Origin of the sequence: Variovorax sp. DAIF25 (assembly GCF_050711835.1) — a bacterium.
GTDB lineage: Bacteria > Pseudomonadota > Gammaproteobacteria > Burkholderiales > Burkholderiaceae_C > Variovorax.
The window spans coordinates 4,180,251-4,204,630 of the sequence record NZ_CP136636.1 but is presented as its reverse complement, the minus strand read 5'-3'; the positions used below and the strand labels follow the sequence as shown (position 1 = coordinate 4,204,630).

20 protein-coding genes and 3 tRNA genes are annotated in these 24,380 nt (G+C 68.7%); 15 read left to right on the top strand and 8 right to left on the bottom strand.

What is annotated here, in order from left to right; all coding sequences use genetic code 11:
- Positions 1-8: 8 nt before the first annotated feature.
- The 3 genes from R0232_RS19500 to R0232_RS19490 all read left to right on the top strand — a co-directional run bounded on the left by R0232_RS19500 (position 9) and on the right by R0232_RS19490 (position 3,032).
- Entirely contained in the window at positions 9-1,178 is a 1,170-nt protein-coding gene (locus R0232_RS19500; RefSeq protein WP_431509116.1) for an acyl-CoA dehydrogenase family protein, read from the top strand.
- A 25-nt stretch (positions 1,179-1,203) separates the two neighbouring features.
- Positions 1,204-2,193 carry a Bug family tripartite tricarboxylate transporter substrate binding protein gene (locus tag R0232_RS19495; protein ID WP_208510872.1) on the top strand — a complete coding sequence of 330 codons (990 nt, stop codon included), beginning with the start codon at positions 1,204-1,206 and terminating at the stop codon, positions 2,191-2,193.
- A 68-nt stretch (positions 2,194-2,261) separates the two neighbouring features.
- On the top strand, positions 2,262-3,032 hold the full coding sequence (locus tag R0232_RS19490; protein ID WP_057591639.1) for an IclR family transcriptional regulator: 771 nt from the start codon (positions 2,262-2,264) through the stop codon (positions 3,030-3,032).
- Positions 3,033-3,036: 4 nt separating this feature from the next.
- Here R0232_RS19490 and serB read toward each other — a convergent pair whose 3' ends face one another.
- Both serB and mfd read right to left on the bottom strand, forming a co-directional pair.
- Positions 3,037-3,753, bottom strand: a complete 717-nt coding sequence (serB, locus tag R0232_RS19485) for a phosphoserine phosphatase SerB (RefSeq protein WP_431509115.1) — start codon at positions 3,751-3,753, stop codon at positions 3,037-3,039.
- Positions 3,750-7,229, bottom strand: a complete 3,480-nt coding sequence (gene mfd, locus R0232_RS19480) for a transcription-repair coupling factor (RefSeq protein WP_431509114.1) — start codon at positions 7,227-7,229, stop codon at positions 3,750-3,752. Before mfd ends, serB begins: the two co-directional genes overlap by 4 nt.
- A 122-nt stretch (positions 7,230-7,351) precedes the next feature.
- On the opposite strand from mfd, the gene ispD reads away from it, so the two are divergent.
- Positions 7,352-8,074 (top strand): 2-C-methyl-D-erythritol 4-phosphate cytidylyltransferase, encoded by a 723-nt coding sequence (gene ispD / locus R0232_RS19475; protein ID WP_093342490.1) that lies wholly within the window; start codon positions 7,352-7,354, stop codon positions 8,072-8,074.
- Positions 8,071-8,559: a 2-C-methyl-D-erythritol 2,4-cyclodiphosphate synthase gene (gene ispF, locus R0232_RS19470; protein WP_208510877.1), complete on the top strand. Its 489-nt coding sequence runs from the start codon at positions 8,071-8,073 to the stop codon at positions 8,557-8,559. The genes ispD and ispF overlap by 4 nt, the downstream gene beginning before the upstream one ends.
- 21 nt (positions 8,560-8,580) lie before the next feature.
- On the opposite strand, the gene R0232_RS19465 is transcribed toward ispF, so the two are convergent.
- Together R0232_RS19465 and ompR are read right to left on the bottom strand one after the other, a co-directional pair.
- Positions 8,581-9,993, bottom strand: a complete 1,413-nt coding sequence (locus R0232_RS19465; RefSeq protein WP_093342290.1) for a sensor histidine kinase — start codon at positions 9,991-9,993, stop codon at positions 8,581-8,583.
- Between the two features lie 73 nt (positions 9,994-10,066).
- Complete coding sequence (gene ompR / locus R0232_RS19460) at positions 10,067-10,798, bottom strand: osmolarity response regulator transcription factor OmpR (RefSeq protein ID WP_093342288.1); 732 nt, start codon at positions 10,796-10,798, stop codon at positions 10,067-10,069.
- A gap of 197 nt (positions 10,799-10,995) precedes the next feature.
- Between ompR and R0232_RS19455 the strand changes: the two genes are divergently transcribed.
- Both R0232_RS19455 and R0232_RS19450 read left to right on the top strand, forming a co-directional pair.
- Positions 10,996-11,319 carry a hypothetical protein gene (locus R0232_RS19455; RefSeq protein WP_256222452.1) on the top strand — a complete coding sequence of 108 codons (324 nt, stop codon included), beginning with the start codon at positions 10,996-10,998 and terminating at the stop codon, positions 11,317-11,319.
- Between the two features lie 103 nt (positions 11,320-11,422).
- Positions 11,423-12,133 carry an SIMPL domain-containing protein gene (locus R0232_RS19450; RefSeq protein ID WP_431509113.1) on the top strand — a complete coding sequence of 237 codons (711 nt, stop codon included), beginning with the start codon at positions 11,423-11,425 and terminating at the stop codon, positions 12,131-12,133.
- 46 nt (positions 12,134-12,179) lie between these two features.
- On the opposite strand, the gene R0232_RS19445 is transcribed toward R0232_RS19450, so the two are convergent.
- On the bottom strand, positions 12,180-12,950 hold the full coding sequence (locus tag R0232_RS19445) for a 3-hydroxybutyrate dehydrogenase (protein WP_093342285.1): 771 nt from the start codon (positions 12,948-12,950) through the stop codon (positions 12,180-12,182).
- A gap of 68 nt (positions 12,951-13,018) precedes the next feature.
- On the opposite strand from R0232_RS19445, the gene R0232_RS19440 reads away from it, so the two are divergent.
- From R0232_RS19440 to rimO, 6 genes are all read left to right on the top strand, one after another.
- Positions 13,019-13,969 carry an alpha/beta fold hydrolase gene (locus R0232_RS19440; RefSeq protein WP_431509112.1) on the top strand — a complete coding sequence of 317 codons (951 nt, stop codon included), beginning with the start codon at positions 13,019-13,021 and terminating at the stop codon, positions 13,967-13,969.
- Between the two features lie 37 nt (positions 13,970-14,006).
- Complete coding sequence (locus R0232_RS19435) at positions 14,007-16,211, top strand: RelA/SpoT family protein (protein ID WP_431509111.1); 2,205 nt, start codon at positions 14,007-14,009, stop codon at positions 16,209-16,211.
- Positions 16,212-16,278: 67 nt separating this feature from the next.
- Positions 16,279-16,355, top strand: a tRNA-Val gene (locus R0232_RS19430).
- A gap of 428 nt (positions 16,356-16,783) precedes the next feature.
- Positions 16,784-17,152, top strand: coding sequence for a hypothetical protein (locus R0232_RS19425; RefSeq protein WP_431509110.1), 369 nt, complete (start codon positions 16,784-16,786; stop codon positions 17,150-17,152).
- An 81-nt stretch (positions 17,153-17,233) separates the two neighbouring features.
- Positions 17,234-17,794, top strand: coding sequence for a polyhydroxyalkanoate synthesis repressor PhaR (gene phaR / locus R0232_RS19420; protein ID WP_057591651.1), 561 nt, complete (start codon positions 17,234-17,236; stop codon positions 17,792-17,794).
- Between the two features lie 39 nt (positions 17,795-17,833).
- On the top strand, positions 17,834-19,240 hold the full coding sequence (rimO, locus tag R0232_RS19415; RefSeq protein WP_431509109.1) for a 30S ribosomal protein S12 methylthiotransferase RimO: 1,407 nt from the start codon (positions 17,834-17,836) through the stop codon (positions 19,238-19,240).
- A gap of 87 nt (positions 19,241-19,327) precedes the next feature.
- Here rimO and R0232_RS19410 read toward each other — a convergent pair.
- Positions 19,328-19,412, bottom strand: a tRNA-Leu gene (locus tag R0232_RS19410).
- 221 nt (positions 19,413-19,633) lie between these two features.
- A tRNA-Leu gene (locus R0232_RS19405) sits at positions 19,634-19,718 on the bottom strand.
- An 81-nt stretch (positions 19,719-19,799) separates the two neighbouring features.
- On the opposite strand from R0232_RS19405, the gene rnr reads away from it, so the two are divergent.
- Both rnr and R0232_RS19395 read left to right on the top strand, forming a co-directional pair.
- The gene (gene rnr, locus R0232_RS19400; protein WP_371268787.1) at positions 19,800-22,067 is read left to right on the top strand and encodes a ribonuclease R; all 2,268 of its coding nucleotides are present in this window, start codon (positions 19,800-19,802) and stop codon (positions 22,065-22,067) included.
- Between the two features lie 64 nt (positions 22,068-22,131).
- Positions 22,132-22,893 carry an SDR family oxidoreductase gene (locus R0232_RS19395; protein ID WP_209541413.1) on the top strand — a complete coding sequence of 254 codons (762 nt, stop codon included), beginning with the start codon at positions 22,132-22,134 and terminating at the stop codon, positions 22,891-22,893.
- Positions 22,894-22,900: 7 nt separating this feature from the next.
- Here the strand turns inward: R0232_RS19395 and R0232_RS19390 are convergent, their stop codons facing one another.
- Positions 22,901-24,376, bottom strand: coding sequence for an NAD(P)H-hydrate dehydratase (locus R0232_RS19390; protein ID WP_431509108.1), 1,476 nt, complete (start codon positions 24,374-24,376; stop codon positions 22,901-22,903).
- Positions 24,377-24,380: the final 4 nt, after the last annotated feature.

The window sequence follows — 24,380 nt, the reverse complement described above, 5'->3', positions numbered from 1 at the left end:
GGCGGGGCATGAACTTCGAACTCGACGACGAGCACCGCATGCTCAAGGACCTGGTCGCGCGCTTCGTGCGCGACGAGCTGCTGCCGCTGGAGCCGGCGGTGCTGAAACGCGAAGCCGAGGGCGGGCAGCTGATGCTGAGGCCCGAGGAGCACGAGCGGCTCGATGCGCTCTCGCGCGAGCTCGGCCTCTGGGGGCTCGATGCGCCGGCCGAACTCGGGGGCTCCGACCTGCCGGTGACGGCGATGGTGGGCGTCAACGAGGAACTCGGCAAGACCATCGTGCCCTACGACCTGCCGCCCGATTCGCCGAACCTGCGCATGCTGCTGAAGACGGCCGACGCGGCGCAGACCGAGCGCTACCTCGCGCCCTATGCGCGCGGCGAGACGGTCTCGGCGATCGCCATCTCCGAGCCCGGCGCGGGCGCCGATCCGTCGGCGATGGGCACGCGCGCCGAGCGCGACGCGCAGGGCAACTGGGTGCTCAACGGCCGCAAGATCTGGATCAGCCGCGCCGCGCGCGCCGACTGGACCATCGTGATGGCCGTGACCGACAAGGCGCTCGGCTCGCGCGGCGGCATCTCGGCCTTCATCGTCGACAAGGACACGCCGGGCTTCATCGTCGAGCGCCGCATCCCGATGCTCGGCGGCGTGTCGACCTACGAGGTGGTGCTGCAGGACTGCCGCGTCGGCGCCGGCCAGCTGCTGGGCAAGGAAGGGCAGGGCTTCGCGCCGATGCAGGCGCGGCTGTCGAGCCGGCGCGTGCAGATGGCGGCTTGGTGCATCGGCCGCGCCCAGCGCGCGCTCGACATGGTCTGCGAGTACGCGCCGATGCGAAAGACCTTCGGCGCGCTGCTGTCCGACCGCCAGAGCGTGCAATGGGGCGTGGCCGATGCCGCCACGCGCATCCACGCCTGCCGCCTCATGACCTACGAGGCCGCCGCGCGCATCGACCGCGGCGAGGAGGCGCGCTCGCAGGTCTCGATGATCAAGGTCTACGCCACCGAGATGGCCTGGGACGTGATCGACATGGCGATGCAGGTCTTCGGCGCCATGGGCATGACCAAGGAAATGCCGCTGCAGCAGATGGCCAACGAGACCCGGCTGATGCGCATCTACGAAGGACCCAGCGAGGTGCACCGCTGGGTGGTGGCGCGCGAGCTCTTGGGCTCGCGGCGCTGAAGACAGGAAACCAGGAGACGACCCCATGAGTGATTTCTCTCGCGACCGCCGCCGGCTGCTGCTCGGCACCGGCGCGGCGCTGGCCGGTGCCGCGAGCTTGCCCGGCCTCGCGCAGGCGCAGGCCTTTCCCTCGCACGCCATGCGCTTCATCGTGCCGTTCCCGCCCGGCAGCGGCACCGACATCACGGCGCGCCTGTTCGCCAAGAGCATCGGCGACCTCTCGGGCCAGGCGGTGACGGTGGAGAACAAGCCCGGCGGCAACGGCTTCATCGGCGTGCAGACGGCGCTGAATCCGCCGCACGACGGCCACACGGTGTTCATCGGCAGCAACTCGACGCTGACCACCAACGCCGCCACCTTCCGCAAGCTGCCCTACGACCCGATCGCCGACTTCGCGCCGATCACGCTGCTGTCGCGCGGCGCCTGCCTGGTCATCGTGCCGGCCGCCTCGGCCCACCGTTCGCTGGCCGACCTCGTGGCCGATGCGCGCAAGCGGCCGGGCAAGCTCAACTACGCGAGCGGCTCCATGTCGTACACGCTCTACTCCGAATGGTTCAACGAGATGGCGAAGATCAAGACCGCCGGCATCAACTACAAGGGCGCGGGCGAGGCCGTCAACGCGGTGCTCACGGGCGAGGTCGATTTCGCGGTGGTCGATGCCACCGGCGCCAACGAGCTCGCGCGCTCGGGCCGCGTGCGGCCGCTGGCCTTCACCGCGCCCAAGCGCTCGATCGTGCTGCCCGAGGTGCCCACCGTCGGCGAGGCCGGCTATCCCGACTACCTCGCGTTCAACTGGGTTGCCGCCGCCGTGAGTTCGAAGGCGCCGCCGGCCGCGCTCGAGCAGCTCGGCGCGCTGTTCGCGAAGGCCGCGCAGACACCCGAGATCCAGGCCTACTACCGCAAGCAGGGCACCGAACTGATCATGTCCTCGGCGCCCGAACTGCGCCGCTACCAGGCCGAGGAGATCGAGCGCTGGAAGCGGCTGATGGGCATCACCGGCATCGAGTTGCAGTAGCATCGCGCGCGGTCCGGCCCGGGCGGTCGAGCGCGCAACATGCCGGCTGGGACCGCGGAGAACATGAAGTGGAGCAATCGGTCATCAAGACGGCGGGGCGGGTGTTTCAGGTGCTCGAGTACCTGCGGGAGGTGCGGCGGCCGGTGACGGTGCGCGAGATCTCCGAGCGGCTCGGCTACCCGCTGTCGAGCGCACAGGTGCTGCTCAAGAGCGTCGCCACGCTGGGCTATCTGCGCTACGACTCCTCGCTGCGCGCCTACCTCGCCACGCCGCGCCTGGCCTCGATCGGCGACTGGGTGATGGACTCGATGTTCCAGGGCGGGCAGTTGCTCACCGTGCTCGGCGATATCGCGCGCGAGACCGGCTTCACCGCCATCCTCGCGGTCGAGAACGACATCTACGCGCAATACGTGCACGTGATCTTCGGCAGCCGCGCGATCCAGTTCAACGTGCAACCCGGCACGCGCCGGCTGCTGTGCATGTCGGGCACCGGCTGGGCGCTGCTCGCGGCCAGCAGCGACGACCACGTGGCGCGCACCATCCATCGCAGCAATGCGCGCCTCAAGCCCGGCGGGCAGGACGTCGATGCCGACTACGTGAAGGCGCGCGTGCAGGAGACGCGCGAGCGCGGCTATGCGTTCTCGCGCGGCGTGGTCACCGAGGGCATCGGCATCATCGCGCTGGGTTCGGCTTCGAGCGCCTCGGGCGCGCGCTTCGCGGTCGGCGTGGGCGGCCTGGTGGAGCAGCTCGAGCGCGCGGCCGACACCGTGGTGCCGTCGATGCGCGAGCGGCTGCTGGGCACCGCGGCCAGGTCGCCGGCGGCCGGCAGCCCGGCCTGACCGGTCAGGGCCGGACGACCTCGAGCAGGCGGTCGAGCCCGCCTTCGTTGATCGCCACCATCGCCTGCTCGCGCACCTTGGGCTTGGCGTGGTAGGCCACCGACAGCCCGGCCTCGCCCATCATCGGCAGGTCGTTGGCGCCGTCGCCCACCGCGATGCATTCCTGTGCCGAGATGCCCATCAGCGAGGCCACCTCGAGCAGGGTGCGGCGCTTCTCGGCGCCGTCGCAGATGTCGCCCCAGCTCTGCATCGCGACCTGGCCCGTGAGCTGGCCGTCGGCCTCGTCGAGCAGATTCGAGCGCGCGAAGTCGATGCCCAGGCGCTCCTTCACGCGGTTGGCAAAGAAGGTGAAGCCGCCCGAGACCAGCAGCACCTTGAGGCCCGCCGCCTTGCAGGCCGCCACCAGTTCGGCCGCGCCGGGGTTGAGCTTCAGCCGCTCGTCGTAGACCTGCTGCAGCGCGCCGACCGGCACGCCTTTCAGCAGCGCGACGCGGCGACGCAGGCTTTCCTTGAAGTCCTTGATCTCGCCACACATCGTGGCCTCGGTGATCGCGGCCACCTCGGCCTTCTTGCCGACGGCATCGGCGATCTCGTCGATGCACTCGATGCTGATCAGCGTCGAGTCCATGTCGAAGGCGATGAGCTTGAAGTCCTGGAGGGCGAGCGGCGGCGAAAAACGCTGCAGGACGAGGCCAGGGGAGATTTCTGCGACGGCGCTCATGCGGGAATGCTTTCCTTGGTGGTGGGTTGGCCCAGGCTGCGCAACACATCGCGCACCATCTGCGCCCGCTCCTTCGGCTCCTTGAGCTCGCGCTCGATGCGCAGCTTCTCGTTGCCGGCCAGCTTGATGTGCTTGTTCTTCTGGATCAGGTGGATGATCGCCATCGAGTCGACCGGCGGATCCTTCTTGAAGGTGATGTTGATGACGCCCGGCGCCGCGTCGACCTTGACCACGCCGTAGGGCCGCGCGAGCACGCGCAGGCGGTGGGTGTCGATCAGGGTCTGGGCCTGCGGCGGCAGCTTGCCGAAGCGGTCGACGATCTCCTCCAGCAGGGTGTCGATCTGGTCGGGGTTCTTCGCGGTGGCGAGCTTCTTGTAGAACGACAGCCGCAGGTGCACGTCGCCGCAGTAGTCGTCGGGCAGCAGGGCGGGGGCGTGCAGGTTGATCTCGGTCGTGACCGACAGCGGCGACAGCAGGTCGGGTTCCTGCCCGGCCTTGAGCGAGCGCACGGCCTCGCTGAGCATCTCGTTGTAGAGCTGGAAGCCGATCTCCATCATGTTGCCGCTCTGGTTCTCGCCGAGCACCTCGCCGGTGCCGCGGATCTCGAGGTCGTGCATCGCGAGGTAGAAGCCCGAGCCCAGCTCCTCCATCTGCTGGATCGCGTCGAGCCGCTGCGCCGCCTGCTTGGTCAGGCCCTCGGTGTCGGGCACCATCAGGTAGGCATAGGCCTGGTGGTGCGAACGGCCGACGCGGCCTCGCAGCTGATGCAGCTGCGCCAGGCCGAACTTGTCGGCGCGGCTCATCACGATGGTGTTGGCGGTCGGCACGTCGATGCCGGTCTCGATGATGGTCGAGCACAGCAGCAGGTTGTAGCGCTGGGCCACGAAGTCGCGCATCACGCGCTCGAGCTCGCGCTCGGGCATCTGGCCGTGGGCCACGGCGATGCGCGCCTCGGGCAGGATCTCCTCGAGCTTCTGGCGCCGGTTCTCGATGGTCTCGACCTCGTTGTGCAGGAAGTAGACCTGGCCGCCGCGCTTGAGTTCGCGCAGCACGGCCTCGCGGATCACGCCGGTGCCCTCGTTGCGGACGAAGGTCTTGATCGCGAGCCGGCGCTGCGGCGCGGTGGCGATCACGCTGAGGTCGCGCAGGCCCTCGAGCGCCATGCCCAGCGTGCGCGGGATCGGCGTGGCGGTGAGCGTGAGCACGTCGACCTCGGCGCGCAGCGCCTTCATCGCCTCTTTATGGCGCACGCCGAAGCGGTGCTCCTCGTCGATGATCAGCAGCCCGAGGTTCTTGAACTTGACCGACTCCGAGAGCAGCTTGTGGGTGCCGACCACGATGTCGACCGTGCCCTCGGCCAGACCCTTGGCGGCGGTCGTGATTTCCTTGGTTGAACGGAAGCGGCTCATCTCGGCCACCTTCACCGGCCACTTGGCGAAGCGGTCGACCAGCGTCTGGTAGTGCTGCTCGGCCAGCAGCGTGGTGGGCGCGAGGAAGGCCACCTGCTTGCCGCCGGTGACCGCGATGAAGGCGGCGCGCAGCGCGACCTCGGTCTTGCCGAAGCCGACGTCGCCGCAGACCAGGCGGTCCATCGGCTGCGGCGAGATCATGTCCTGCACCACGGCATGGATCGCGGCCTTCTGGTCGGCGGTTTCCTGGAAGCCGAAGTCGTTGGCGAACACCTCGTAATCGGCCGGCGAGTAGCGGAAGGCATGGCCCTCGCGCGCGGCGCGGCGCGCGTAGATGTTGAGCAGCTCGGCGGCCGAGTCGCGCACCTGCTCGGCGGCCTTGCGCTTGGCCTTGTCCCACTGGCCCGAACCGAGCTTGTGCAGCGGCGCCTCGTCGGCGCTGACGCCGGTGTAGCGGCTCACCAGGTGCAACTGGCTCACGGGCACGTAGAGCGTGGCCTTGTCGGCGTACTCCAGGTGCAGCATCTCCTGCAGCAGCGGCTTGCCCTCGGCATCGCTGCCCTGGCCCAGGTCCATGTGGATCAGGCCGCGGTAGCGGCCGATGCCGTGCGCGGAGTGCACCACCGGGTCGCCCACGTTGAGCTCGGACAGGTCCTTGATCAGCGCCTCGACGTCGCTGACCTGTTCCTGCTTCTTGTTGCGGCGCCGGCCGGTGCTGCCGGTGGCGAACAGCTCGGTCTCGGTGACGAAGTCGATGCCCTGTTCGCGCCAGGCGAAGCCGGCCGCCAGCGCGGCGGTGGCGATGCCGATCTTCTCGTCGGTTGCGGCCTCGAACTCGGCCAGCGAGTCGAAGGCCGGCGGGCTCACGCCGCTGGCGCGCAGGAAGTCGAGCAGGCTCTCGCGCCGGCCGTCGCTCTCCGCGATCATCAGCACGCGGTGCGGCGTGGCGGCGATGTGGGCCTTGAGCCGCACCAGCGGATCGTCGGCGCCGCGCACCACCGAGAAGGCGGGCAGGGTGTCGAACTCGGCGAAGGGCGCGGCGTCGGCGGTCGAGCGGATCGAGAGCTGCGCATGCGGCTTCACGCGCTGGTAGAACTGCTCGGCGTTGAGGAACAGCGCCTCGGGCGGCAGCGCCGGGCGCTCGGGATCGCCGCGCACCAGGCGGTAGCGCTCGCCGGTGTCCTGCCAGAAGTGCTGGAACGCGGGCTCGAGCTCGCCATGCAGCACGACGGTGGTGTCGGGGCCCAGGTAGTCGAACACGGTTGCCGTCTCGTCGAAGAACAGCGGCAGGTAGTACTCGATGCCGGCGGTGGCCACGCCGTTGCCCATGTCCTTGTAGATGCGGCTCTTGGTCGGGTCGCCCTCGAGCAGCTCGCGCCAGCGGCCGCGAAAACGCGCGCGCGCGTCGTCGTCCATCGGGAACTCGCGGCCCGGCAGCAGCCGTACTTCGGGCACCGGGTAGAGGCTGCGCTGGGTGTCGGGGTCGAAGGTGCGGATCGAGTCGATCTCGTCGTCGAACAGGTCGACCCGGTAGGGCACCGGCGAGCCCATCGGGAACAGGTCGATCAGGCCGCCGCGCACCGCGTACTCGCCCGGGCTCACCACCTGCGTGACGTGGGTGTAGCCGGCCAGCGTGAGCTGCGCCTTGAGCTTGGCGTCCTGCAGCTTCTGCTTGGTCTTGAAATGGAAGGTGTAGCCCGCGAGGAAGGACGGCGGCGCGAGCCGGTAGAGCGCGGTGGTGGCGGGCACCAGCACCACGTCGGCTTCCTTCTGACTGATGCGCCACAGCGTGGCCAGGCGCTCGCTGATCAGGTCCTGGTGCGGCGAGAAGCTGTCGTAGGGCAGCGTCTCCCAGTCGGGAAACAGGGCGCAGCGCAGCTCGGGCGCGAAGAAGGCGATCTCGTCGATCAGGCGCTGGGCGTCGTTGGCATCGGCCGTGAACATGGCCGTGGCGCGACCCGCGGACTTTTCGCGCCGCGCGAGCTGGGCCAGCAGCAGTGCATCGGCCGACAGCGGGGGGCGCGGCAGCGTGAAGCGCTTGCCCGCCGTGAGATGGGGGAGGTCCATAAAGGCTTGCTGGAAATGCACAACACCCCGCGCCGACTGGCGAGGGGTGTGCAATGGGGTCGATTCTAGAATGGCGGCCCTTCTTCTGCTTGTCGGCGCACTGGCCGACCGTCTGCCGCACCATGTCTTCTTCCCGCCTCTTCGTGCTGATCCCGTGCGCCGGTTCCGGCCACCGTGCCGGCCATGCGCAGTCCCCGCAGCCGAAGCAGTACCGGCGGCTGGCCGGGGCGCCGATGGTGGCGCACACGCTGGAGGCCTTCCGCGCGCTGAACGGGCGCTTCGCCGGCATCGCGCTGGTGGTGGCGCCCGAGGACCGCGACGTGGACGCCGCGCTGCCGCTCTTTCCGCTGCAGGACGAGCACCTGCTGCGCGTGGGCGGCGTGACGCGCGCGGCCTCGGTGCGCAACGGCCTGCTGGCGCTGCGGCAGAAGGGGGCCGGCGCGCACGACTGGGTGCTGGTGCACGATGCGGCGCGCTGCCTCGTGACGCCGAGCCAGATCGAGGCGCTGATCGCGGCCTGCGAGCACGATGCCGTCGGCGGCCTGCTGGCGCACCGGCTGGCCGACACGCTCAAGGTGTCGACCGCCGACAGCCGCGTGGCGCAGACCCTGCCGCGCGCCGACAAGTGGCTCGCGCAGACGCCGCAGATGTTCCGCATCGGCATGCTGCTCGACGCGCTCGAGCGTGCCGGCGACGCGGTGACCGACGAGGCGGGCGCGATCGAGGCGGTCGGGCTGACGCCGCTCTTGGTACCGGGCAGCGCGCAGAACTTCAAGGTCACCTATCCCGAGGACTTCGCGCTGGCCGAGGCGCTGCTGCTGGCGCGCAAGAAGGTGCTCGCATGAGTGGCGCCTTCAACATCCGCGTCGGCGAGGGCTGGGACGTCCATCAGCTGGTGGCGGGGCGCAAGCTGATCCTCGGCGGCGTCGAGGTGCCCCATGTCACGGGCCTGCTCGGCCATTCCGATGCCGACGTGCTGCTGCATGCGATCACCGACGCGCTGCTCGGCGGCGCGGGCTTGGGCGACATCGGCCGGCATTTCCCGGACACCGATGCGCAGTTCCGCGGCGCCGACTCGGCCGTGCTGCTGGCCGAGGCGGCGCGCCGCGTGCGCGCCGAGGGCTGGCAGATCGGCAATGTCGACAGCACCGTGATCGCGCAGGCGCCGAAGCTGGCACCGCACATCCCTGCCATGCGCGAGCGCATCGCGCAGACGCTGGGCATCGCGGGCGAGCAGGTCAACGTGAAGGCCAAGACGGCCGAGAAACTGGGCCCGGTGGGCGAGGGCCGCGCGATGGAAGCGCGCGCTGTGGTGCTGCTGCACCGCTGAGCGCGCGACTTCTTCTTTCTCTCAGAGTTTGCGCACCGGCGGCTGCACCGGCCGCGGCGGCACCGGCATCGCGCGCGGCATGCGGATGTGCGCCGCGAGGCCGCGTCCCGGCGTGCTGGTGAGCGCGAAGGTGCCGCCCATGCGCTCGATGTTCTTCGCCACGATCGACAGGCCCAGGCCCGCGCCCGCGGCCGAGGTGCGCGCCGCATCGCCGCGGAAGAAGGGCTTGGTGAGCTGCGCGAGCTGGGCCGGCTCCACGCCGGCGCCGCGGTCGCGCACCTTGATCAGCACGGCGTCGTTGCTCGCCTGCGCCTGGATCACCACGTCGGCGATGCCGGTGGCGGGCGTCTTGCCGTAGCGGCGCGCGTTCTCGACCAGGTTGGAGATCACGCGCGTGAGCTCGACCTCGTCGCCCATCACGCGCAGGTCGGGCGGCACGTCGACCGTGATGCTCATCTCCTCGTAGTCCTGCACGGCGTAGGTGCAGGAGTCGACCACGTCGCGCAGCAGCACCGGCTTGGGATCGACATGGTCGGGCCGCGCGTAGTCGAGGAACTTGTCGATGATCGCGTCGAGCTGCGCGATGTCGGCCGCCATGTGGTCGCGCGCGTCCTCGTCGGCCACGCTCATCTCGGTCTCGAGGCGCAGCCGCGCGAGCGGCGTGCGCAGGTCGTGCGAGATGCCTGCCAGCATGATCGCGCGGTCCTGCTCGATCTTGGCGAGCTGGTCGGCCATGCGGTTGAAGCCGATGTTGACCGCGCGGATCTCGTTGGTGCGCGCGCGCTCGTCGAGCCGATGCGCCTCGTACTCGCCCTCGCGCACCTGCATGGTGGCGCGCGAGAGCTGCTTGAGCGGCAGGTTGATGAGCCGCGTGATCAGTGCCGCGCCCGCGAGCGACAGCGCCATGGCGGTGCTGAGCCAGACCAGCCAGGTGCGCCCGCCCACGCGGCTGAAGCGCGTGGGGTCGAGCAGCAGCCAGTAGGTGTCGCTCTCGATCGTGAAGCCGATCCACAGGCCGGCCTCGTCGTTGACGCGGCTGGCCACCGTGGTGCCGGCGCCGAGCTGGTCGATCAGTTCCTCGGTCACGCGCTGGTCGAGCGCGCCGCTGGTGTAGGGCTGCACGCGGTCGTTGGGTTCGCGCGGCAGGATGCGCACGCCTTCCTGGTCGGCCAGCGTCTTGATCAGCGACACGCGCGTGATCGCGTCCGAGTACACCAGCGCCGCGCGCGTGAGGTTCACGAGCGAGGCGATCTGGTGCGCGGTCTGGATCGCGCGCGGTTCGTATTCGAGCGAGCGGAAGGTCTGCAGCCAGGCGACGGTGCAACCGATCAGCAGGAGGGCGAGCAGGAAGAAGGTGCGCCAGAACAGGCTGAAGCCGAGCTTGAGCCCGGGGCGCCGGTCACGCTGCGCCGCGCCCTCGAGCGGGCTGGGCATCGTGACCTGGGCGCCGTCCTCCTGGGGGGCTTCTCTTCCGGAGGGGAGGCCGATGGCCACCGCTGGTGCCGCGTCAGGCCGTGCCGTCCGGCACGAAGACGTAGCCCACGCCCCACACCGTCTGGATGTAGCGCGGTGCCGCGGCGTCGGACTCGACCAGCTTGCGCAGGCGCGAGATCTGCACGTCGAGGCTGCGGTCGAAGGGCTCGAACTCGCGGCCGCGCGCGAGCTGGGCCAGCTTCTCGCGCGACAGCGGTTGGCGCGGGTGGCGCACCAGCGCCTTGAGCATCGCGAACTCGCCGGTGGTCAGCGAGAGTTCCTCGCCGTCCTTCTTGAGCGTGCGCGAGCCCAGGTCGAAGGTGAACGGGCCGAAGGTGACGGTCTCGTTCTCGGTCGATGGCGCGCCGGGCGCCTCGAGCGGCGGACGGCGGCGCAGCACGGCGTGCACGCGCGCCAGCAGTTCGCGGGGGTTGAAGGGCTTGCCGAGGTAGTCGTCGGCGCCGACCTCGAGACCGACGATGCGGTCGACGTCTTCGCCCTTGGCGGTGAGCATGATGATCGGCGTGCGGTCGTTGGCGGCACGCAGGCGGCGGCAGATGGACAGGCCGTCTTCGCCGGGCATCATGAGGTCGAGCACGATCAGGTCGACCGTGTCGCGCAACAGGATGCGGTTGAGCGCCTTGCCGTCCTCGGCCACGATCACCTCGAAGCCTTCCTGGGTCAGGTAGCGGCGAAGCAGGTCGCGGATGCGGGCGTCGTCGTCGACGATCACGATCTTGTCGGTGCGAGCGGGAACTTGAGTCATTTCTACAACGTCGAATTTGTAACAGCGCCGATTCTGAAGGTGTTGGAAGCCGGTTGAGCCGGATTTGCTTTGAGACTGACACTAAGTTACAAAACTTGCGACCGCTCGCGGTCCAGTCATCCGATGTAAGCGCGGCGGTGGCACAGTGCCTCTGCCCTATGACTTTTGCGCAGAGATTTCTTTCATCCGCCACACCCTTGCTGCTGCTCGCGTGTGCCTGTGTGCCGTCGATCTCGGCGGCCGAATTCCTTCGGGTGGCCGATGGGCGCCGCTACGATCTGCGGGCCGCGGTGGCCGCGCACCGCGCTGCACAACGCGACGAGATGCGCCGCGGCGAAGCCATCGCGGGACGGCGCCTCACGCCGGCCGAGCTGTACGAATTGCGGCAGCAGGTGCGCGGGCAGTGGAGCACGCCGGGCATCTCCGCGCATTCGGCAGAATCGCAGCCGGCCGAACGCATCGTGCCGGCGCCGATGCCGGCCGCGCGGCTCCTGCCCGCGCCGCGCAGCCAGCGACCTTGAGCGCAGTGCGCGAGCCATGGCTCGCGCCGCGAGGGCGGGTGCACCGAGTGCCCGCCTTCTTCTCGTACGTCATCGGCGTACCTACAACCTGGGAGAGCCAATCTTGAAAAGAACCATCACCTTGATCGCAGCGTGTGCCGCATGGGCCGGCCTGGCCGGCGCGGCCATGGCGCAGAACGCCGTCGTGGCGCCGCCGCAGAACGTGCTGCAGCTCAGCGCCAACGGAACCGTCGAGGTGCAGCAGGACCTGCTGAGCATGACGCTCGTGACCACGCGCGACGGCACCGATGCCGGCAGCGTGCAGACGCAACTGAAGACCGCGCTCGATGCGGCGCTGACCGAGGCGCGCAAGAACGCGCAGGCCGGCCAGCTCGACGTGCGCACCGGCAACTTCAGCCTGTCGCCGCGCTACACGCGCGAAGGCAAGATCAACGGCTGGCAGGGCACGGCCGAGCTCGTGCTCGAGGGCCGCGACTTCCCGCGCATCGCCCAGACGGCCGGTCGCATCACGACGCTGACCGTCGGCAACGTGGGCTTCGGCCTGAGCCGCGAGCAGCGCGCGAAGACCGAGACCGAGGCGCAGACGCTCGCGATCGACGCCTTCAAGCAGAAGGCGACCGAGCTCTCGAAGAACTTCGGCTTCGCGGGCTACACGCTGCGCGAGGTGTCGGTGAATGCGAACGACGGCGGACCGATCCGTCCGCGCATGATGGCGGCGTCGGCCAAGTCCTTCTCGGCCGACGCGCAGGTGCCGATCGAGGCGGGCAAGACCAGCGTGGTGGTCAACGTCTCGGGATCGGTGCAGCTCAAGTAAGGGCTGCGGGGGCGGGGCGCCTGGCGCGCTCCGCCCGTGTTTCTTCCTATTGCGCGGTCCAGCCGCCGTCCATCTGCCAGGCCACGCCGCGCACCTGGTCGGCCGCGGGCGAGCACAGGAACACGGCGAGCCCGCCGAGCTGTTCCACCGTGGTGAACTGCAGCGAGGGCTGCTTCTCGCCCAGCAGGTCGTTCTGTGCCTGCGTGGCGCTGATGCCTTCGCGTGCCGCGCGGTCGTCGATCTGCTTTTGCACCAGCTGCGTCAGCACCCAGCCCGGGCAGATCGCGTTGCTCGTGATGCCGGTGGTCGCGGTCTCGAGCGCCACCGACTTCGTGAAGCCGACGATGCCGTGCTTGGCCGCCACATAGGCCGATTTCTGGGCCGATGCCACCAGGCCGTGGGCCGAGGCGATGTTGATGACGCGGCCCCAGTTGGCTTCGCGCATCGCGGGAATCGCCAGCCGCGTGGTGTGGAAGGCGCTCGTGAGGTTGATCGCGATGATCGCGTCCCAACGTTCGGGCGGGAAGTCCTCGACCTTGGCCACGTGCTGGATGCCGGCGTTGTTGACCAGGATGTCGACGCGGCCGAACCTGGCGGCGGCGAACTTCATCATGTCCTCGATCTGGTCGGGCTTGCTCATGTCGGCGCCGTGGTACTCGGCGCGCACGCCGAGCGCGGCGATCTGCGCCTTGGGCGCCTCGGCGTCGCCGAAGCCGTTGAGCACGATGTCGGCGCCCTGCTGGGCGAGGGACTGGGCGATGGCGAGCCCGATGCCGCTGGTGGACCCCGTGACAAGAGCGGTTTTGCCTTTGAGCATGAAGATGAATCTCCGGATGAATTAGGATGCGACGAGAAGATTATCCGCACCAGAACGGCCCTGTTTCCATGACCGAACCGACGCTTCACCACGTGGCGTGCAACGACACCCACGGCGGCCACCGCATGGCCTATTGGCAGTGGGGCGACGCGGGCAGCCCGCACGTGGTGCTCTGCGTGCACGGCCTGACCCGGCAGGGCCGCGATTTCGATGCGCTGGCCCGTGCGCTCGTGGCGCGCGCCCAAGGCCGGGTGCGTGTGGTCTGCCCCGACGTGGCCGGCCGCGGCGCCAGCGACTGGCTGCGCGACCCGGCCGCCTATCAGGTGCCGCTGTACGCGGGCGACATGGTGGCGCTGCTCGCGCAGCTCCAGCAGCAGCATCCGATCCAGACGTTCGACTACGTGGGCACCAGCATGGGCGGCCTGATCGGCTTCGTGCTGGCCGGGCACAAGGAACTGCCGTTGCCGGCGCCGGTGCGGCGCTTCGTCGTCAACGACGTCGGCCCGACCATCGAGGCGGCGGCGATCCAGCGCATCGCGGCCTACGTGGGGCAGGGCGGCCGGTACGACAGCCTGCAGCAGGCGGCCGACGCGATGTGGGCGATCTCCACCAGCTTCGGTCCGCACACGCCCGAACAATGGCTCGAACTGACGCGGCCCATGGTCGTGCTGGCCTCGCAGCGCAGCGCCGATGGCACGGCCAAGGTCGATGCGCCGGCCGGCACGGACGGTCCGTGGATGCTGCACTACGACCCGGCGCTCGCGGTCGGCCTGCGCGCCATCACGCCCGAAGCCGCGGCACAGGGCGGCGCCATCATGTGGGGCCTCTACGACGCGATCACGGCGCGCGTGCTCGTCACGCGCGGCGCCCAGTCCGACCTGCTGTCGCGCGAGACCGTCACCGCGATGACGCAGCGCGGCCCGCATGCGGCGCTGGTCGAGTTCGAGGGCGTCGGCCATGCGCCGACCTTCGTCGATCCCGCGCAGGCCGCGGTGGTCGTGGACTTCCTGTTCGATTGAGGGCGGCGTGAAGCGCGAGTCTTCCAGCCTCCAGGGGATGCCGGCTTCGGACGGCATCGTCGTCGACTATCCGTTGTCGGCCGCCACCGCCGAGCGCTCGCCGGTGATGGAGAACATGCTCGCGCGCGCGCGCGCCTTCGCCGAGCCGCTGATCGTCGACGAACTGCTCGACACCGGCGAGAACGCGCTGGCGCACGCCGACGCGGTGGCCGCCATCGTCAAGAAGATGGGCGGCTCCGAGGCCATGCAGGGCGCGAGCTACCTGGTCTATGCCTGTTCGCATCTCAACCGTCCGCAGGAAGTCATCGCCAAGGTCTTCGGCGACAACTTCGCGGCGCTGGCGGTGGAAACCACCAAGCTCGTGCGCGTGCAGGAGCAGGCCCGCGCGGCGGCGCGCGCCCACCAGAACGAGGGCGCGGGCGCCCAGACCGAGAACGTGCGCAAGATGCTGCTGGCGTTCTCGCGCGACCTGCGCGTGGTGATGCTGCGCCTGGCCTCGCGCCTGCAGACCCTGCGCTACGCGGCCGCCAGCAAGAAGCCGGTGCCCGAGGGCGTGGCGCGCGAATCGCTGCAGGTGTTCGCGCCGCTCGCGAACCGGCTCGGCATCTGGCAGGTCAAGTGGGAGATCGAGGACCTCTCGTTCCGCTTCCTCGAGCCCGAAACCTACAAGCTGATCGCGCGCCTGCTCGACGAGAAGCGCATCGAGCGCGAGAGCTACGTCGAGCAGTTGCGCTCGCGGCTCGAGAGCGAGCTGCACTCCGAGGGCATCCGCGCCGTCGTGCAGGGGCGGCCGAAGAACATCTACAGCATCGTCAAGAAGATGCGCGGCAAGTCGCTCGACTTCGCGCAGGTCTTCGACATCCTCGCGCTGCGCGTGGTGGTGCCCGACGTGAAGGACTGCTACGCGGCGCTGGCCTGGGTGCATTCGCACTTCCAGCCGATCGACGAGGAGTTCGACGACTACATCGCGCGGCCCAAGCCCAACGGCTACCAGTCGCTGCACACCGTGGTGCGCGCGCTGGTCGACGGCCAGGTGGGCAAGCCGATCGAGATCCAGATCCGTACCGAGGAAATGCACGACCACGCCGAGCATGGCGTGGCGGCGCACTGGGCCTACAAGGAAGCCGGCCACAAGGGCTACGCGGGCGTGTGGGCCAGCGGCGAGTACGACGCCAAGATCGCGGTGCTGCGCCAGCTGTTGGCGTGGGAGCGCGACCTGTCGGGTGGTCTGCAGGGCCAGGGCCTGTTCGACGACCGCATCTACGTGCTGACGCCCGATGCGGCGATCGTCGAGTTGCCGCAGGGCGCGACGCCGGTCGACTTCGCCTACACCGTGCACACCACGCTGGGCCATCGCTGCCGCGGCGCGCGCGTCGACGGGGCGATGGTGCCGCTCAACACGCCGCTGTCGAACGGGCAGACGGTGGAGGTGATCGCGGCCAAGGAAGGCGGGCCCTCGCGCGACTGGCTCAATGCGGAGCTCGGCTATCTCGCTAGCCATCGCGCGCGCGCCAAGGTGCGTGCCTGGTTCAATGCGCAGATCACGCACGAGACGGTGGCGCGCGGCCGCGAGGCGGTCGAGAAGCTGCTGCAGCGCGAAGGCCGCACGGCCATGCGGCTCGAGGACCTCGCCTCGCAACTGGGTTTCAAGTCGGCGGACCAACTGTTCGAAGTGGTCGGCAAGGACGAGTTCTCGCTGCGCAACATCGAGACGCTGCTGCGTCCGCCCGAGCCGCCGGCGAATCCCGACGACGGCGTGCAGATCAAGAAGCCGCGCGCGAGCGAGAAGTCGGGCAAGGGCGGCGTGCTGGTGGTCGGCGTGTCCTCGCTGATGACGCAGCTCGCGAAGTGCTGCAAGCCGGCGCCACCCGATGCCATCGCGGGCTTCGTCACGCGCGGGCATGGCGTGAGCGTGCATCGCGTGGATTGCAGCAACTTCCGCACGATGGCCTCGCGCGACGGCGAGCGCGTGATCGACGTGGAGTGGGGCGCGACCAAGGGTGAGGCGCCGGTCTATGCGGTCGACGTCGCCGTGGAAGCGGCCGACCGGCAGGGCCTGCTGCGCGACATCTCCGATGTCTTCGCGCGCGAGAAGATGAACGTGATCGGCGTGCAGACGCAGTCGGTCAAGGGCACGGCATGGATGACCTTCACCGTGGAGATCGCCGATGCGGCGCGTCTCGCGCAGGTGCTCAACGTGGTCACGGCGGTGGCTGGCGTTCGATCTGCGCGACGCCGATGAAAAAGGGGCCGCCGCCCCGGAAATGGCCATTTCTCCTGCTATACTTTCAGCTTCTCGAAACAATCGCAGGCGCGTAGCTCAGCTGGTTAGAGCACCACCTTGACATGGTGGGGGTCGTTGGTTCGAGTCCAATCGCGCCTACCAAATCTCCCTCTGAAGAAGACCAGTCTTCAGGCACAACGGGAGATTTTGGGGAGATTCTTCTCCCCTTGCAGTGAAGTCCGAAGCTTCATCTCCTGCCTCTTCATCCCATCCGTGATTCTTGCGTGACGTTGATGCGTCCTTCCCGAATCCTGGAGCCGGGCGCTCCAGGCGGGGTGGTGGCTCGAGGGTGAATGAGGATCCTACCCGTGGGTAGAATCGTTTTCGCAGAGATGCCCAGGTCCGATCGAGCGGCATTCCCTTAAATCGGCCATCCGCCGGATTGGCGGATCGGACATTCGGCCGGCTTCCCGTCGTGGCAATCGCCCATTCGGATGGCCGCCACGGGCAACCACCGGGCCATTTTCTTGTGCTAACTTGGCTGCCGTGCAGAGCCTTTTTTCTTTTCATTTCCCCTTGGGGATTATTCGATGAGCGCGCGACCGATCGTGGTGGATCGCGAGCGCGCGCAGGCGCGGTTGGCCGCGCTGATGAAGCAGGCGCCGATCGAGTTCGCGCGGGCCGTCTACGGCATCAACGACCGTGCGGGTGGCCGCCTCGACACCATGGCGGCGCGGGAGGTCGAGCGTGCGGCGCGGCAGGGCATGCCGGTCACGCAGGAGCGCGCCGAGCAGCGCGCCCGCGCCTATCTGCCGACGGCCGGCCACGAGCATTGCCCGCGCTGCTGGGTCGTCTACGGGCACAAGAGCCCGTTGCGCTTCCGCGAGGAGACGGTGGAGCGGCCCGAATCGGCCGCCTGCGCGGCTTGCGGCGCGGAGTACGCCACGGCCGCCGAGTGAAAGCGCGGCCTGCGGTTGCGCGCGGTCAGGGTAAACCTTGTCGCGATGCAGCAAAACCGCTCCCTAGAATCATCCGATGACATGGGCGTCCATGTGAAGGAGTCCGCAGTGCAGAGCAAGAAGTCCGGGGTCAAGCCGGTACAGCGTGTGATCAAGAAGTACCCGAACCGAAGGCTCTACGACACCGAGACGTCCACCTACATCACGCTGACCGAGGTCAAGCAACTGGTGATCGAGCGCGCCCAATTCGTGGTGCGCGATGCCAAGACGGGCGACGACCTCACGCGCAGCATCCTGCTGCAGATCATTCTCGAAGAGGAGGCGGGCGGTGCGCCGATGTTCACCGAACAGGTGCTGGCCAACATCATCCGCTTTTATGGCCAGGCCATGCAGAGCTACATGGCGCCCTACCTCGAGAAGAACATCCAGGCGATGACCGAGGTGCAGGCGCAGCTCGCCGAGAAGGCCGAGGGCCTGACGCCCGAGATGTGGTCGCGCTTCATGAGCATGCAGTCGCCGATGCTGCAGGGCCTGATGGGCAACTACGTCGAGCAATCGAAGAACGTCTTCCTGCAGATGCAGGAACAGATGCAGAAAAGCACCGAGCAGGTATTGGGCGCCTTTGGCATCAAGCGTCCCTGAAATACCTGTCGTCCCGGATAGCTGGGACAATAGGAGGCTATGAGCGAAGTTGCCTCCCACGAACGAACAGCCACGACGGCCGCCCCCAAGGTCGGCTTCGTGAGCCTGGGCTGTCCCAAAGCCCTTACCGATTCCGAATTGATCCTCACGCAGCTGAGCGCCGAGGGTTACCAGACCGCCAAGTCCTTCGAGGGCGCCGACCTGGTGATCGTCAACACCTGCGGGTTCATCGACGATGCCGTCCGGGAAAGCCTGGACACCATCGGCGAAGCGCTGGCCGAGAACGGCCGGGTGATCGTCACCGGCTGCCTGGGCGCCAAGACCGGCGACCAGGGCGGCAATCTGGTGAAGCAGATGCACCCCAGCGTGCTGGCCGTCACGGGCCCGCATGCCACGCAGGAGGTGATGGATGCGGTCCACGCCAACCTGCCGAAGCCGCACGATCCCTTCGTCGACCTGGTGCCCAACAGCTTCGGCGTGGCGGGCCTCAAGCTCACGCCGCGCCACTATGCCTACCTGAAGATCAGCGAGGGCTGCAACCACCGCTGCACCTTCTGCATCATTCCCTCGATGCGCGGCGACCTCGTGTCGCGGCCCGTGGGCGACGTGCTGAGCGAGGCGAAGGCGCTGTTCGAGGGCGGCGTGAAGGAACTGCTGGTGATCAGCCAGGACACCTCGGCCTATGGCGTGGACGTCAAGTACCGCACCGGGTTCTGGGACGGCAAGCCGGTCAAGACCCGCATGCTCGAGCTGGTGCGCACGCTCGGCGAGATCGCCGAGCCCTACGGCGCCTGGGTGCGGCTGCACTATGTCTACCCCTATCCGAGCGTGGACGAGGTCATTCCGCTGATGGCCAGCGGCAAGGTGCTGCCTTACCTCGACGTGCCCTTGCAGCACAGCCATCCCGATGTGCTGCGTCGCATGAAGCGTCCGGCCAGCGGCGAGAAGAACCTCGAGCGCATCGCGCGCTGGCGCGAGGTGTGCCCGGAGCTCGTGATCCGCAGCACCTTCATCGCCGGTTTTCCCGGCGAGACGGAAGAGGAATTCGAGCACCTGCTCGACTTCATCCGCGAAGCGCGCATCGATCGCGCGGGCTGCTTTGCCTACAGTCCGGTCGAGGGCGCCAGCGCCAACGACATTCCCGGCATGCTGCCCGAGGCCGAGCGCGAGGCGCGCCGTGCGCGCTTCATGGAAGTGGCCGAGGCGGTGTCGATCGCCAAGCTGCAGGAGCGCGTGGGCGCGACGATGCAGGTGCTGGTCGATTCCGCACCGGCGATGGGCCGCAAGGGCGGCGTGGGACGCACCTACGCCGACGCTCCCGAGATCGACGGCACCGTGCGTCTGCTGCCGCCCGAGAAGATCAGCAAGACGCTCAAGGTGGGGGAGTTCACGCGCGCGCGCATCGTGGGCGCCGAGGGGCACGACCTGATCGCGTTGCCCGTTTGATGATTCGAACGGACAAGAAAAAAGCCACCGTGAAACGGTGGCTTCATTCGAAGAATCTCAAGAACCTTTTGAAGCTGCTCTTGGATCTGGTGCCCAGAAGAGGACTCGAACCTCCACGATGTTACTCGCTAGTACCTGAAACTAGTGCGTCTACCAATTCCGCCATCTGGGCATTTCAGGAAAGCCTACGAGTATATCAAATCAAAAACGATTTTCTCGCGGCCTCGCAATTTTGTGCGCACGATGATGCGTTCACGACACAGGCTCGGGTGCGCGGACTGACCGCGCGCCATCGGACGATGTCGATGACGACCATGATCGGAGCGGGCAAGAAAAAAGCCACCGGAGACCGGTGGCTTGAATCGAAGGACTCGATGAGAGTCTATTTAAACTTGGTGCCCAGAAGAGGACTCGAACCTCCACGATGTTACTCGCTAGTACCTGAAACTAGTGCGTCTACCAATTCCGCCATCTGGGCCCGCATACTTGCCGAAGCAGGTACGCTTTGAATTTCAGGAAAGAAGGAGATCATATCAAAAATAATGTCACTTCCAGCGGCTTGCTGGATGAATTCGAAGGCTCGGTTCAGGGCCATCGCGACGGACATGGCTTCGTGCAACGCGACGACGGCGAAGCCGACATCTATCTGCCCCCCAACGAGATGCGCGCGGTGCTGCACAAGGACCGCGTCAAGGCGCGCGTGGTGCGGCTTGACCGCCGCGGTCGCCCCGAAGGGCGCGTGGTCGAGATCATCGAGCGCCCCGAGCAGCCGATCATCGGCCGCCTGCTTCACGAGGGCGGCATCTGGCTCGTGGCACCGGAGGACAAGCGCTACGGCCAGGACGTGCTGATTCCCAAGGGCGCGACCGGTCCCGCCAAGGTGGGACAGGTGGTCGTGGTGCAGCTCACCGAGCCGCCCGCGCTCTTCGGCCAGCCCGTGGGACGGGTGAAGGAAGTGCTCGGCGAGATCGACGACCCCGGCATGGAGATCGAGATCGCGGTGCGCAAGTACGGCGTGCCGCACGAGTTCTCCGAAGCGTGCCTGGCCGAGGCCAAGGCGCTGCCCGAGAAGGTGCGTCCGGCCGACAAGAAGGGCCGCGTCGACCTCACCGACGTGCCGCTGGTCACGATCGACGGCGAGGACGCGCGCGACTTCGACGACGCCGTGTACTGCGAGCCCGCGAAGGTCGGCCGTGGCAAGGGCTGGCGCCTCCTGGTTGCGATTGCGGACGTCAGCGCCTATGTGCGCACCGGCTCGGCGATCGACATCGATGCCTACGACCGCGCCACCAGCGTGTACTTCCCGCGCCGCGTGATTCCGATGCTGCCCGAGAAGCTCTCGAACGGCCTGTGCTCGCTGAACCCCGAGGTCGAGCGCCTGTGCATGGTCTGCGACATGCTGGTCGCGGCCGATGGCGAGATCTACGCCTACCAGTTCTATCCGGCCGTGATGTTCAGCCACGCGCGCTTCACGTACACCGAAGTGGCGGCCATCCTCGGCAACACGCGTGGCCCCGAGGCGGCCAAGCGCAAGGAGCGCGTCAAGGACCTGCTGAACCTCGCCGACGTCTACAAGGCCCTGCTCAAGCAGCGCGGCAAGCGCGGCGCGGTCGACTTCGAGACCACCGAGACGCAGATCATCTGCGACGACGCCGGCCGCATCGAGAAGATCGTACCGCGCACCCGCAACGAGGCGCACCGCCTGATCGAGGAAGCGATGCTCGCGGCCAACGTCTGCAGCGCCGACTTCATCGCCGAGGGCAAGCACCCGGGCCTGTACCGCGTGCACGAGGGCCCGACGCCCGAGAAGAAGGAAATCCTGCGCGGCTACCTGAAGGCGATGGGCGTGGGCCTGAGCATCACCGACGATCCGGCGCCTGGCGAGTTCCAAGCCATTGCCGAGGCGACCAAGGAGCGCCCCGACGCGCAGCAGATCCACACCATGCTGCTGCGCTCGATGCAGCAGGCGATCTACACGCCGATCAACAGCGGCCACTTCGGCCTGGCCTACGAGGCCTACACGCACTTCACGAGCCCGATCCGGCGCTATCCCGACCTGCTGGTGCACCGCGTGATCAAGGCCATCCTCGGCAAGACGCGCTACCAGCTGCCGATGCTGCCGACGCCGGGCGAGGCGCACGCCAAGCTCGCCAAGCGGCTGGCCTCGCGCGTGAAGGCTCCGACCACCAAGCCGCAGAAGGCCACGGTCGCACCGACCAAGGAAGTGCAGGCCTGGGAAGCCGCCGGGCTGCATTGCAGCGCCAACGAGCGCCGCGCCGACGAGGCCAGCCGCGACGTCGAGGCCTGGCTCAAGTGCAAGTACATGCGCGAGCACCTCGGCGAGGAATACGGCGGCGTGGTCACCGCGGCCACCACCTTCGGCATCTTCGTCACGCTCGATGCGATGTACGTCGAGGGCCTGGTGCACATCACCGAGCTCGGCGGCGAATACTTCAAGTTCGACGAGATGCGCCAGGAGCTGCGCGGCGAGCGCACCGGCATCCGCTATGCCATCGGCACGCGGGTGCGGGTGCAGGTCAGCCGCGTCGACCTCGACGGCCGCAAGATCGATTTCCGCCTCGTGCGAGAGGGCGAGGAGCTCACCGCGCGCGCCATGAAGGACAAGGGTGCCGCGTCCGGCGGCGTGCCGGTCAAGGCCTCGGCCAAGCGCAGTTCGCGCCAGAAGGCCGAGGCGCCGAGCGGCGGCACTCGCGCCGCCGGACGGGAACCGGCCGCGGGCGGTCCGCAGTCCGCGATGCAGGCTTTCAAGTCGGCGGTCAAGAAGGCCGCCAACAAGATGAAGGGGCGCAAGACGCGCCGTGGTTGAGTGCCCTTTCATCGACATCCATTCCATTCGAATCCATGAACACGCCGAGAAGGAGACAACAGGCATGAGTACAGACAAGAACAAGGGCATCGCGATCGTCACGGGGGCCGGTACCGGCATCGGCCGCGCCGCGGCGCTGGCCCTTTTGGGCGACGGCTGGAGTGTGGCCCTGGCGGGCCGCCGCCTCGAGCCGCTCGAGCAGGTGGCCGAGGAATCGGGCGCCGGTGCGCGCGCCTTCGCGGTGCCGACCGACGTGGCCAGCGCCGAGTCGGTGCAGGCGCTGTTCGGCGCCACCGTCGAGCGCTTCGGTCGCGTCGACCTGCTGTTCAACAACGCGGGCGTCGGCAACCCGCCCGGTTCCTTCGAGGACTGGACGCCCGAGCAATGGCGCGGCGTGGTCGACATCAACCTCAACGGGATGTTCTTCTGCATCCAGCAGGCCTTCCGCACGATGAAGGCGCAGACGCCGAAGGGCGGCCGCATCATCAACAACGGCTCGATTTCGGCCACCGCGCCGCGGCCGAACTCGGCCGCCTACACGGCGACCAAGCATGCCGTCGAAGGTCTGACGAAGACGGCGTCGCTCGACGGGCGCAAGCACGACATCGCGGTGGGCCAGATCGACGTCGGCAATGCCATGACGGAACTGGCCGCGCGCATGGCCAAGGGCGTGCCGCAGGCCAATGGCGAGCTCGCGGTGGAGCCGCTGATCGACGTGAAGATCGTCGGCCAGTCGGTGCTCTACATGGCGAATCTGCCGCTCGAGGCCAACGTGCTGTTCCACACGGTGATGGCGACGAAGATGCCCTTCGTCGGCCGCGGCTAGAAGCTGGTCAGCGGGGCGACTGGCGCGCGAGCGCGCCGGCCGTCAGCGGCGGCGCGTCGGCCGGCCAGGTGTCGGCCAGGTGACCGTGGTGCCAGGCCGCTTCCCAGGCGGCGTCGAACGCGCTGCGGCCCGCCGCCAGGCCCGCGCCGATCATGCCGGCCAGCACGTCGCCGGTGCCGGCGCTCGCGAGGCGGGCATTGCCGGTCGGATTGAGGACGGGCACCGTGCCCGCGTCGTCGGCCACGATCGTTCCCGATCCCTTGAGCACCACGACGGCGCCCGTCTGCGCCGCCAGCCGGCGCGCGGCCGCCTGGCGATCGGCCTGCACCTCGCCGGCCGTGCCGCCGAGCAGCCGCGCCGCCTCGAGCGGATGCGGCGTCAGTACCGTGGGGCGGCCGTGTTTCGTGCGCGCCTTCAACTGAGTCTGCAGACCGTCGTCGCTCGCGATCGCGTTGAGCGCATCGGCATCGAGCACCAGCGCGCGGGCGGTCGACAGCACGCGCGGCAGCAGCTCGCGCACCGCGGTGCCGCCGCCACAGCCGCAGACCACGGCCATCGCCGAGAGATCGAGCGAACGGGCGTCGCGCAGCATCAGTTCGGGTTGCGCGAGGTCGACCGGCGCCGCGCCCGGATCGAGCAGGCCGACGAAGGTGCGGCCCGCGCCCGCGTGCAGCGCGGCGGAGCCCGCCAGCAATGCCGCGCCGGCCATGCCCGATGCGCCGCCGATCACGGCCACGTCGCCATAGCTGCCCTTGTGGGAGGCGTGGGCGCGCGGGGGGAGCGATGGGGCGCCCGGCAGGCGCGCCACGGGCGGTTCGCTTGTCACGCCGCAGCCGAGGTCGTCGAACCAGATCTCGCCGGCTGCGTCGCGGCCCTGGGCCGTGAAGAGGCCGGTCTTCAGGGTCAGTAGGCTCAGGCAGATGCGCCGCGATGCCGCGCTCTGCGCGAGAAGATCGTCGCCGTGCGAAAGCGTGCCGGTGTCCGCATTCAGGCCCGATGGCGCGTCCACCGCGAGCACTGGATGCGCCTCGCCATGCATGCGGCGCAGCCACTCGGCCATCGCGCCTTGGGGCGGGCGGGTGGCGCCGATGCCGAGCAGCGCGTCGATCGCGAGCTCGTAGCGCGCGGGCGGCTCCGTGGCGAAGGTCACGCCCGCATCGCGAGCCCGCTGCAGCGAGGCTTTCGCGTCGGCCGGCAGGCGGGCCTCGTCGCCCGCGAAGCTGACGACGACCTCGACCTCGACCCCGCGCTGCCGCAGCTGCGCGGCCGCCTCGAAGCCGTCACCGCCGTTGTTGCCCGGACCGCAGGCCACCCAGACCGTGCGGGCGTGCGGCGCGATCGCCATTGCGAGCCGTGCCACGGCCAGCCCGGCGCGCTGCATCAGCGCGTGAGCGGGCAGGGCGGCCGCGGCGGCCTGCTCGATGCGGCGCGTGGCGGCGAGGTCGAACAGGTCGGCTGCGGTGGCGGAGGTGATGCGGTGCATCGGG

Bases quoted from the DNA above. Each gene is read 5' to 3' on its own strand.
- R0232_RS19500 (WP_431509116.1), top strand. From the start codon at position 9: ATGAACTTCGAACTCGACGACGAGCACCGCATGCTCAAGGACCTGGTC.
- R0232_RS19495 (WP_208510872.1), top strand. From the start codon at position 1,204: ATGAGTGATTTCTCTCGCGACCGCCGCCGGCTGCTGCTCGGCACCGGC.
- serB (WP_431509115.1), bottom strand. From the start codon at position 3,753: ATGAGCGCCGTCGCAGAAATCTCCCCTGGCCTCGTCCTGCAGCGTTTT.
- mfd (WP_431509114.1), bottom strand. From the start codon at position 7,229: ATGGACCTCCCCCATCTCACGGCGGGCAAGCGCTTCACGCTGCCGCGC.
- ispD (WP_093342490.1), top strand. From the start codon at position 7,352: ATGTCTTCTTCCCGCCTCTTCGTGCTGATCCCGTGCGCCGGTTCCGGC.
- ispF (WP_208510877.1), top strand. From the start codon at position 8,071: ATGAGTGGCGCCTTCAACATCCGCGTCGGCGAGGGCTGGGACGTCCAT.
- R0232_RS19465 (WP_093342290.1), bottom strand. From the start codon at position 9,993: ATGCCCAGCCCGCTCGAGGGCGCGGCGCAGCGTGACCGGCGCCCCGGG.
- ompR (WP_093342288.1), bottom strand. From the start codon at position 10,798: ATGACTCAAGTTCCCGCTCGCACCGACAAGATCGTGATCGTCGACGAC.
- R0232_RS19445 (WP_093342285.1), bottom strand. From the start codon at position 12,950: ATGCTCAAAGGCAAAACCGCTCTTGTCACGGGGTCCACCAGCGGCATC.
- R0232_RS19440 (WP_431509112.1), top strand. From the start codon at position 13,019: ATGACCGAACCGACGCTTCACCACGTGGCGTGCAACGACACCCACGGC.
- R0232_RS19435 (WP_431509111.1), top strand. From the start codon at position 14,007: ATGCCGGCTTCGGACGGCATCGTCGTCGACTATCCGTTGTCGGCCGCC.
- R0232_RS19425 (WP_431509110.1), top strand. From the start codon at position 16,784: ATGAGCGCGCGACCGATCGTGGTGGATCGCGAGCGCGCGCAGGCGCGG.
- phaR (WP_057591651.1), top strand. From the start codon at position 17,234: ATGGGCGTCCATGTGAAGGAGTCCGCAGTGCAGAGCAAGAAGTCCGGG.
- rimO (WP_431509109.1), top strand. From the start codon at position 17,834: ATGAGCGAAGTTGCCTCCCACGAACGAACAGCCACGACGGCCGCCCCC.
- R0232_RS19395 (WP_209541413.1), top strand. From the start codon at position 22,132: ATGAGTACAGACAAGAACAAGGGCATCGCGATCGTCACGGGGGCCGGT.
- R0232_RS19390 (WP_431509108.1), bottom strand. From the start codon at position 24,376: ATGCACCGCATCACCTCCGCCACCGCAGCCGACCTGTTCGACCTCGCC.